Origin of the sequence: Collinsella sp. TF05-9AC (assembly GCF_003438495.1) — a bacterium.
Classification (GTDB): Bacteria; Actinomycetota; Coriobacteriia; order Coriobacteriales; family Coriobacteriaceae; genus Collinsella.
Genome location: NZ_QSSH01000030.1, coordinates 19,446 through 29,135 on the forward strand (window position 1 = coordinate 19,446; position 9,690 = coordinate 29,135).

Annotated in this window: 6 protein-coding genes; all 6 read left to right on the forward strand. The window is 61.2% G+C overall.

Annotated elements, in window-relative coordinates:
• Nucleotides 1-6: 6 nt before the first annotated feature.
• The 6 genes from DXC52_RS08185 to gyrA all read left to right on the forward strand — a co-directional run bounded on the left by DXC52_RS08185 (nt 7) and on the right by gyrA (nt 9,629).
• Nucleotides 7-1,731, forward strand: coding sequence for a DnaA ATPase domain-containing protein (locus DXC52_RS08185; RefSeq protein ID WP_117746864.1), 1,725 nt, complete (start codon nt 7-9; stop codon nt 1,729-1,731).
• Nucleotides 1,732-1,969: 238 nt separating this feature from the next.
• A complete protein-coding gene (gene dnaN / locus DXC52_RS08190) occupies nt 1,970-3,073 on the forward strand; it encodes a DNA polymerase III subunit beta (protein WP_006236186.1) in 1,104 nt (367 codons plus the stop codon).
• Between the two features lie 10 nt (nt 3,074-3,083).
• Nucleotides 3,084-4,190, forward strand: coding sequence for a DNA replication/repair protein RecF (locus DXC52_RS08195; protein ID WP_117746865.1), 1,107 nt, complete (start codon nt 3,084-3,086; stop codon nt 4,188-4,190).
• A complete protein-coding gene (locus DXC52_RS08200) occupies nt 4,177-4,740 on the forward strand; it encodes a DciA family protein (RefSeq protein ID WP_117746866.1) in 564 nt (187 codons plus the stop codon). Before DXC52_RS08195 ends, DXC52_RS08200 begins: the two co-directional genes overlap by 14 nt.
• 105 nt (nt 4,741-4,845) lie before the next feature.
• Nucleotides 4,846-6,876, forward strand: coding sequence for a DNA topoisomerase (ATP-hydrolyzing) subunit B (gene gyrB / locus DXC52_RS08205; RefSeq protein WP_022094340.1), 2,031 nt, complete (start codon nt 4,846-4,848; stop codon nt 6,874-6,876).
• A 41-nt stretch (nt 6,877-6,917) separates the two neighbouring features.
• Nucleotides 6,918-9,629: a DNA gyrase subunit A gene (gene gyrA / locus DXC52_RS08210; RefSeq protein WP_117746868.1), complete on the forward strand. Its 2,712-nt coding sequence runs from the start codon at nt 6,918-6,920 to the stop codon at nt 9,627-9,629.
• The last annotated feature ends 61 nt before the right edge of the window (nt 9,630-9,690 follow it).

Sequence of the window (9,690 nt, forward strand, 5' to 3'; positions counted from 1 at the left end):
GAGACAGTGGACGAGGAAGCAAGCATCATCCTGGGGGATGCCATCGCCTTTTGTCAGCGCGACGGCCAAGATGCACGCCTCATCAACATGCTGGGGCAATCGCGCGCCATAAGCCTGACCGAAGATACGCTCACGATCGAGGCCCCCTCGCGCTTTGCCATCGCGCAGCTCAAAAAGCATCAGCCGACTATTGAGGCCTATCTAGAAGAAATCGCCTTTGCGCCGATTGCGCTCGACATCGTGGCACCGCAAGGCGCCGCGACGGAATCCGCTGCCGCGACGGCGCCCGCCACGGCTCCCGCTGCTTCCCCGGCGGTGCCGGCCTCCGCAGGCGACGTGCCGACAATCGAGCACCAGCACAGCGATGTTTCCCGTGAAACCATGGCGCCGTTGCCGACCGCGGTAGCGACGTCAACGAACGCACCCGTCACGCACATGCCCATCGCTCACGACGCAGCGGCGGGCGCGGATTCGGGCATTGCAATCAAGAACACGCTCTCGGCCGACGATTTTCGTCGCATGATGAACCAGATGAAGGGCGGAGCGCCGACTAAATCCACGCAAGCTGCGACCCCCGCTTCGCCCATGCCAGCACCGACCGTGCCGGCCGAGCAGAATACGGATGGAGCCCCGCTCGCCGCGAACTCAAAATTTACCTTTGAGAACTTTGTCTACGGCCCCGAGAACAGCCATGCCTATCGCTCGGCACTCAAGTTTGCCGCCCTCGCGGACGAGCGCGGCACATGCACATCACTGTTTATCTACGGCAAATCGGGCCTGGGCAAGACGCACCTGCTGCTTGCCATCAAAAACGAGCTCGCCGAGAAGTCGCCCGAGATCAAGGTCAAGTATGCCAACTCCCAGGCATATCTGGACGACCTGATGACCGAGTTCGACCGCCAAAAGAAGAGCAACGCCCCCATCATGCAGGCGTACCACGGCGTGGACGTGCTCATCATCGATGACATCCAAAACATCATCGGCAAGCGCGCGAGCGTGGACTACTTTTTCCAGCTCATGGACGAGTTCATCCGCAACAACAAGAAGGTCGTCATCGCGGCAGACCGCGCCCCCAAGGACCTGAGCATGGACGAGCGCCTGACCAGCCGCTTCAACGCCGGCATGCTCTGCCTGGTCGCAGAGCCCAGCTACGAGATGAAATACAAGATCTTGCAGCGCTATTACGAGAACACCATCGTCGCCGCTCCCGAGGCAGGCGACGACTCACTGTTGGCGGCCTACGGGGGCGACGGCGGGCACCTGACCGATGAGCACTTTAAGCACATGGCAGAGGTGTCGGGCACCAACATCCGCGAACTCGAGAGCTTCTGCGAGCGCTGCGCCGGCGAGGCGGGCGACCGCGAGCGCGAGGGCGGGGAGCTCACCTTTGACGATATCGACGCCATCGCCAGCCAGTACTTCGACACATCGGCCAAAAAGATCAACGTGCAAACGGTTCAGTCCGTCATCGAAGAGCAGTACGGCGTGACGCACGAGGAGCTCATCGGCCCGCGTCGCAACGCCAATATCGCCAAAGCACGCCATATCGCTATCTACCTGGCCATCGAAATGTGCGAGATGACGACCACGGCGGTAGGCGCCGAATTTGGCAACCGCAACCACTCGACCGTCAGCACGAGTTACAAAAAGGTCCAGAAGATGATCCAGGAAGACCGCACCGTCACCGAAGACCTCAAGTCGCTGCGCGATAAAATTACACTACGCTCGTAGGGAAATAGAGACACCTGTTGAAAACTTGTCGAAACCACGGGCATAAGGTGTCTAAAACCCAATCCGCGGTGATGAAAAGTTTTGCGCAGGTTTTGAACGTGGAAAACCACCCCTGTTGCACACAGGTTGCTGTCGATTCTCTTTCTGGGTCTGACCTGCGTCTTTGTGAGTAATCAACAGTTTCGTCAGTGCTATTACTATTATTAAGATATTTATATCTATAGAAAGGTATTAAAAGATGAAGTTCACCGTCAGCCAGAGCTCGCTTACACAAGCCATCGGCGTCGTTATGAAGGGTGTCGCTTCGGCATCCACCCTTCCCATCCTGTCGGGCGTGCTCGTCAAGGCGCAAGACGGCATCTTGGAATTCCAGACCTCTAACTACACCATCTCGATCCGTCATCGCATCGCGGCGCATGTCGAAGAAGAGGGCGAGATGGTTATCCCCTGTAAGATGCTCTCCAATATCACCAAGACTCTCCCCGATGCCCCGGTCACCTTTGAGCTGTCCGAGCGCCAGGTGCTGATCAGTTGCGAGAAGAGCTCGTTCCGCCTGAACACGCTCGATGCCAATGACTTCCCTGAGTTTCCGGCCTATGCCATCGAGAGTGCCGTGGAGCTGCCGACCGATATCTTGTCCGAGATGGTCGGCCGCGTGTGGCGCGTCACCTCGACCGACAAGGCTCGCCCCATCCTGGGCGGCGTGCACATGAAGGTCGAGAACAACACCGTGCGCCTGGTGGCGACCGATTCCTTCCGCTTGGCCGTGTGCGATACGCAGGTCGAGACCTCGACCCTCGAGGGCTCCTTTGAGCTCAACGTTCCGGCTGACGCCTTTAACGACGCACTGAACATCATGGCCAGCCAGGCGACCATCATGATCGGGGCTACCGACACCCAGGTCGTCTTTGAGGCCGGCAACACCACCTACGTGTCGCGTCGTATCGAGGGCGTGTACCCCAACTACAAGCAGCTCATCCCCGATTCGTGCGTGACGAGCGTCAAGATTGACGTCGCCGCCTTTAACGCCGCCCTCAAGCGCGTGGCCGTTATCGCGAGCGCCAACCCCGCCGTCAAGTTCGAGATCGATGTCGAGAACGGGCAGATGGGCCTGTCCTCCATTTCCAATGACCAGGACCTTGCGCAGGAGACGATCGATGTCGAGGCCGAGGGCGAGTCGGGCACCATCGCCTTCAACTACCACTACATCTTCGGCTGCCTCAATGCCCTGTCCAAGGAGAAGGAGATCACGCTGGAGCTCAAGAGCTACTCGCAGGCGGGCATCTTCAAGTCCTACGACAAGATCAACTACCTGTACCTGGTTATGCCGGTCCGCATCTAGCAACCGCCCTATGACCATGTTCGCCCGCGATCTTTCCGTCGCGCACTACCGCAGCTTCGATAGTTATCGCCTTGCCCTGGACGAGGGCGTGACGATACTTGCGGGACCCAACGCGGCGGGAAAGACCAATCTCATAGAGGCGCTGCAGCTGCTGACGAGCGGCGCCTCGTTTAGGCATCCGACCGCAGCCGAGCTCGTCCATGATGGCGTGGGCTCGTGCAAGGTCGAGCTGAGGCTCGAGGGCGACGGCCGCGTGCTTGATATGGGATTGAGCGTGGAGGACGGTAAGCGCTCGTTTAGCCGCAACGGCAAGAGGTGCTCTGCCGCCGGTGTGCGCGGGGCTCTGCCGAGCGTGCTGTTTTGCCCCGACCATCTGGACATGGTTAAGCGAGGCGCCAGTGTGCGCCGCGCCGCCCTCGATGACTTTGGCATGCAGCTGAGCGCACGTTATGCCGATCTTGCGAGCACCTATGGACGCTGCGTGACCCAGCGTAACGCCCTGCTCAAGGAGACCTGGTGCTGTCGCGAGATGCTCGGCGCGTGGAACGATTCGATTGCCCGCGCGGGCTCGGCCCTGCTTGTGCACCGGTTGGCCCTGCTCGACCGGCTGGCGGGCCATGTGCACACTGCCTACGGGCAAGTGGCATCCGGTGAGGCTGCCAACGTGACCTATACGTCCACGCTGGGGGATTTGCCCCAGGTCGATGATCGCGAAGAGCTGAAGGGCTGGGCGTACGAGCGCATGCTGGCTGCCCTTGATGAGCACGCCGACGAGGAAATTCGCCGCGGCGTGACGTTGGTGGGACCGCATCGCGATGAGATTGAGTTTACCGTGGCGGGTCGCTCCGCCCGTTCATTTGCCAGCCAAGGTCAGCAGCGAACGTTGGTTCTGGCCTGGAAGGTGGCGGAGGTGGCCGTGGCTCGCGATGTCCTGGGCACCGCCCCGTTGCTGCTTTTGGACGACGTGATGAGCGAACTCGACGGCGAACGCCGCGGTGCTTTTCTGCGGCTGATCGGCGATGATATCCAGACGGTCATAACCACGACCAACCTGGGGTATTTTACCGATGACCTGCTTGATCGAGCCAAGGTGGTGAGCATGGGTGAGACGTGCTAATTACGAGCGCGAGAGCGAAACGGTTGCCTTCAGTGGATTTTTGAACGCAGAGCGTCAGCGCATCCTGGCGGCCGCGACACCTGAGCGCCGCGCGCAGATGGAGGCTGCCGAGGAGTCGCGCGCGGTCTATCGCGCGTGGAACGCGGTGTGCTCGGGCACGCGCGAGGGGCGGCATGTGACGGGCTTGCGCTACCTGCCCGAGTCCAATGAGCTGCTGGTATATCTCGATTCGCCCTCGTGGACGCAGGAAATGACGCTGTTGCGCGAGATCATCCGCGCGCGCATGGAGCGCGCCGGTGCGCATGTGGACGGCCTGGTGTTCAAAACCACCGCGCCGGGTCACACGCCGCCCGCCGCCAAGCAGCGCCTGCGCCCGGCGACGACCGAGCGCCCGCCGGCCCCGCACGCCGACCTAAGTGAGGCCGAGCGCACCGAGATTGAGCGCCAAGTGGCGCCCATCGAAGACCAAAAACTGCGCGAGGCCCTCGAGAATGCCATGAGAGCCAGTGCCGAGTGGGCCAAGGGCGTAGAAAGCAAAAAAGAGCCTTAAATCGCATCTGGTGGCCTTGTAGAGCCAAATACCCTCGTTCCCGAGGGTATTTTTTTACGATAAACTAGTAAGGCTGTACACATTTTCTTGACTGAAGGAGGACGTGTGGCAAACGAAAACGATTACGATGGCGGCGAGATTAAGATTCTCGAAGGTCTCGAGGCCGTTCGTAAGCGCCCGGGCATGTATATCGGCTCGACGAGCGCCAGCGGTCTGCATCACCTGGTGTGGGAGATCGTTGACAACTCCGTCGACGAGGCCATGGCCGGTTTCTGCACCGAGATCCAGGTGACGGTCCACGCCGACAACTCCATCACGGTCGTCGACAACGGGCGCGGCATCCCCGTCGACGAGCACCCTGTTAAAAAGATCCCGACGCTCGAGGTCGTCATGACGATCTTGCACGCCGGCGGTAAGTTCGATAACTCGGCCTATAAGGTTTCGGGCGGCCTGCACGGCGTTGGCATCTCCGTCGTCAACGCACTGTCCAAGCGCGTGGTCGTTCAGGTTCGTCGCGACGGCAACACCTACGAGATGGAGTTCTCGCGCGGCAAGACCGTTAAGAAGATGGAGGTCGTGGGCACCTCGGATTCGACGGGCACCACCGTCACCTTCTGGCCCGACGACGAGATCTTCGAGACATGCATCTACGATTTCGATACGCTGCACAACCGTCTGCAGGAGACGGCGTTCCTCAATAAGAACCTCAAAATCGTGCTGACTGACGAGCGCGAGTCTACTCCCCACGTGGAGGAGTTTTGCTACGAGGGTGGCATCATCGACTTCGTCAAGTTCCTTAACGAGGGCAAGGACGTCCCCGAGGCCTTTAAGGAGCCTATCTACATCGAGGGCAAATCGGACCCGGACGCACCTGTGGCCAAGATGGGCGAGGTTGAGGTTTCCCTGCAGTGGAATAGCGGCTACGGCGAGAACGTCATGTCGTTTGCCAACGACATCTACACCCCCGAGGGCGGCATGCACCTTGAGGGCTTCCGCACCGCGCTCACCCGCGTGATCAACGACTATGCGCGCAAGCAGAACCTGCTCAAGGAAAAAGACGCCAATCTGACCGGCGACGATGTGCGCGAGGGCCTTTCGGCCGTTATCTCGGTCAAGCTGCCCGATCCGCAGTTTGAGGGCCAGACCAAGGCCAAGCTCGGCAGCTCCTATATGCGCGCGCTGACGCTCAAGATCGTGACCGACGGCCTTGCCGATTACCTCGAGGAGCACCCTAAGCCCGCTCGCGAGATCGTCAAGAAGGCGCAGCAGGCCTGCAAGGCGCGCAATGCCGCCCGCAAGGCGCGCGAGGCGACCCGCCGCAAGAGCCTGCTCGAGACGGCGTCCCTGCCCGGTAAGCTCGCCGACTGCTCGGTGCGCGATGCCGAGCTGACCGAGCTCTTCATCGTAGAGGGCGACTCGGCAGGCGGTTCGGCCAAGGACGGCCGTCGCCGAGACATCCAGGCGATTCTGCCCCTGCGCGGCAAGATTTTGAACGTCGAGCGCGTTGGTGACCATCGCGCGTTCTCGAGTGACACCATCCAGTCGCTGATTACCGCGATCGGCTGCGGCGTCACGACGAGTGCCGGCGACGGCGGCGACTTCGATATCACCAAGGCGCGCTACCACAAGATCATCATCATGACCGATGCAGACGTCGACGGTGCGCATATCCGCATCCTGCTGCTGACGTTCTTCTACAAGTACATGCGTCCGCTGATCGATGCCGGCTACGTCTATGTTGCCTGCCCGCCCATCTTTGGCATTAAGGTGCGCAACAAGATCCACTACGTGTATCCCAACGGCCGCCAGCCCGAAGACGAGATCCTGCGTGACACCATCCAGAGCCTGGGCCTGAACCCCGACGATAACGACGAGGACGGCAAGGCCAAGGACGGCAAGATTACCAAAAAGCGCAAGGGCTATACCGTCCAGCGCTACAAGGGTCTGGGCGAGATGGACCCCAAGCAGCTCGCCTCGACGACGATGGACCCCAAGACCCGCATCCTGCAGCGTGTGTCGATCGAGGACGCCGTGGTGGCGGACCGCGCCGTGCGCGAGCTGATGGGTTCCGAGGTCGGCTATCGCCGCGAGTACATCGAGAAGCATGCACATGATGCACGATTCCTTGACGCTTAAGAGGAGGTAACGTGGCAGACGATATCAACAATAACGAGGGTATGGACGAGGCCGGCGATGCCGGTATGCCCGATGATCTGAAGCGCCTGCTTGCCCGTGCTGAGCAGGGCGAGGACGGCGATCCGGACGCCTATAACCCCGATGCCGATGATGATGAGGAAGAAGACGACGACGCCGAGCTCGAGGAGAGCTTTGGCGAAGTCGATCGCGGCGCCTCGGCCGGCGAGGATATCAACGGCGGCCAGCTCCAGATTTCGGAGTTCGGTCGCGAGATGAAGCAGTCGTTCATCGAGTATTCGATGTCGGTTATCACGGCGCGCGCCCTGCCGGACGTGCGCGACGGCTTAAAGCCGGTGCACCGCCGCATCCTGTACGCGATGAACGAGAGCGGCATCTACCCCAACCGACCGCACAAGAAGTCGGCCTGGACGGTCGGCGAAGTTATCGGTAAGTACCACCCGCACGGCGATTCCGCGGTCTATGAGGCCATGGTCCGCCTGGCGCAGTGGTTCTCCATGCGCACGCCGCTCATCGACGGTCACGGCAACTTCGGCAACATCGACGGCGACGGCGCGGCGGCCATGCGTTACACCGAGAGCCGCCTGGCAAAGCCCGCCATGGAACTGCTGCGCGACCTGCAGAAGGATACCGTCGACTGGCAGCCCAACTACGACGAATCGCTTGCCGAGCCCGTGGCGCTGCCTGCGCGCTTCCCCAACCTGCTGGTCAACGGCAGCCAGGGCATCGCCGTCGGCATGGCCACCAACATCGCCCCGCATAACCTCACCGAGGCGATCGAGGCCACCTGCTACCTGATCGACAACCCCGACGCCACCGTTGACGAGCTCATGCAGATCATGCCAGGTCCGGACTTCCCCACCGGCGCCATCATCATGGGCAGCGCCGGCATTAAGCAGAGCTACGAGACCGGCCGCGGCTCCATTACCGTGCGTGCTAAGGCACATGTGGAGTCCACCAAGACCGGCCGCAACCGCCTGGTCTTTACCGAGATTCCCTACATGGTCAACAAGGGCACCCTGCAGGAGAAGATCGCCCAGCTCGTCAACGACAAACGCATCGAGGGCATCTCGGATATGCGCGATGAGTCCAACCAGAAGGGCATCCGTCTGGTCATCGAGCTCAAGAAGGGCGTCATTCCGCAGGTCGTGCTCAACAACCTGTATAAGTACACCTCGCTGCAGACGACCTTTGGCGCCAACAACCTGGCACTCGTCAACGGCGTTCCCAAATGCCTGAGCCTGCGCGAGATGCTGCAGCACTACATCGACCACCAGGTCGACGTCGTCACCCGCCGCACCCGCTTCGACCTTAAGAAAGCCCAGGCCCGCGCTCATATCCTCGAGGGTTACCTGATGGCCCTTGACCATATCGACGAGGTCATTAGCATCATCCGCTCCTCGCAGACCGACTCCGAGGCCAGCAGCCGCCTGATCGAGCGCTTTGGCTTTACGCCCGAGCAGACCACGGCCATCCTCGAGATGAAGCTGCGCCGCCTGACCGGCCTGGAGCGCGACAAGATCCAAGAAGAGTTGGACGGCCTGCGCCGCGCCATCGCCTACTACGAGGACCTGCTGGCGCACGAGGAGAAGATCCTGGGCGTCATCAAGGAAGAGATGCGCGAGATCTCCAAGAAGTTTGGCGACAAGCGCCGCACCGAGATCAGCCAGGTTGAGAAGGACCTGGATGTCGAGGACCTCATCGCCGACGAGGATATGGTCGTGACCATCACCCACACCGGCTACGTTAAGCGTATCCCGGTGGCTGCCTACCGTGCCCAGAAGCGCGGTGGCAAGGGCGTGTCGGGCGTCAACCTCAAAGAGGATGACGTTATCGATGAGATGTTCATCGCGTCCACGCACGAGTACGTGCTGTTCTTCTCGAGCAAGGGCAAGGTCTATCGTCTGAAGGTGCACGAGCTGCCGGTGGGTACGCGCCAGGCGCGCGGTACCGCGATCGTCAACCTGCTGCCCTTCGAGGAGGGCGAGAAGATCGCGAGCGTCATCAGCTGCCGCGAGTTCCCGGCCGACGAGTACCTGATGTTTGCCACAAAGAGCGGCATGGTCAAGAAGACCGTGATGAGCGCATATGACCGCAGCCGTCGCGACGGCCTGATCGCTATCAACCTGCGTGACGACGACGCGCTGCTGAATGTGCGCCGCGTGCGCGAGGGCGACAAGATTATCCTGGCCACCACCGCAGGCAAGGCGATCATGTTCTCCGAGGAGCAGGTGCGCGCCACCGGCCGCGATACCAGCGGCGTTCGCGGTATCGGTATGAAGGACGGCGTGAGCGTTCTGGGCATGGAAGTCACTAACGGCAACGGTGATCTGTTCGTCATCACCGAGCGCGGCTACGGCAAGCGCACGCCGGTCGCGGACTACCCGGAGCAGAATCGCGGCGGCCAGGGCGTCTACACCATTCAAATGACCGAGCGCAAGGGCAACCTCGCGGCAATGAAGACGGTGGGCCCGCAGCACGAGCTGTTCATCGTGACGGAGGGCGCGACGGTCATTCGCGTTAAGACCGACGAGATCAGCCAGACTGGCCGCGCCACCCAGGGCGTCAAGATGATGACCGTCGACGACAACGACCGCATCTGCGCCGTAGCCCGCATGACGGCAGCCAAGGAAAAACCCGAAGGCGAGGGCGCCGAGGCCGCAGTCGACACCGAAGAGGCCCCAGTCGACCTGGGCGACGGCAATGATATGCCAGAGGATCTCCTAGACGAGTAAGAGGCCCTAGCTGGTAAAAATCATCAGACCCCATATATCGGCGGTCGGCGCACTGCGCGCC

Bases quoted from the DNA above. Each gene is read 5' to 3' on its own strand.
- dnaN (WP_006236186.1), top strand. From the start codon at position 1,970: ATGAAGTTCACCGTCAGCCAGAGCTCGCTTACACAAGCCATCGGCGTC.
- DXC52_RS08195 (WP_117746865.1), top strand. From the start codon at position 3,084: ATGACCATGTTCGCCCGCGATCTTTCCGTCGCGCACTACCGCAGCTTC.
- gyrA (WP_117746868.1), top strand. From the start codon at position 6,918: ATGGACGAGGCCGGCGATGCCGGTATGCCCGATGATCTGAAGCGCCTG.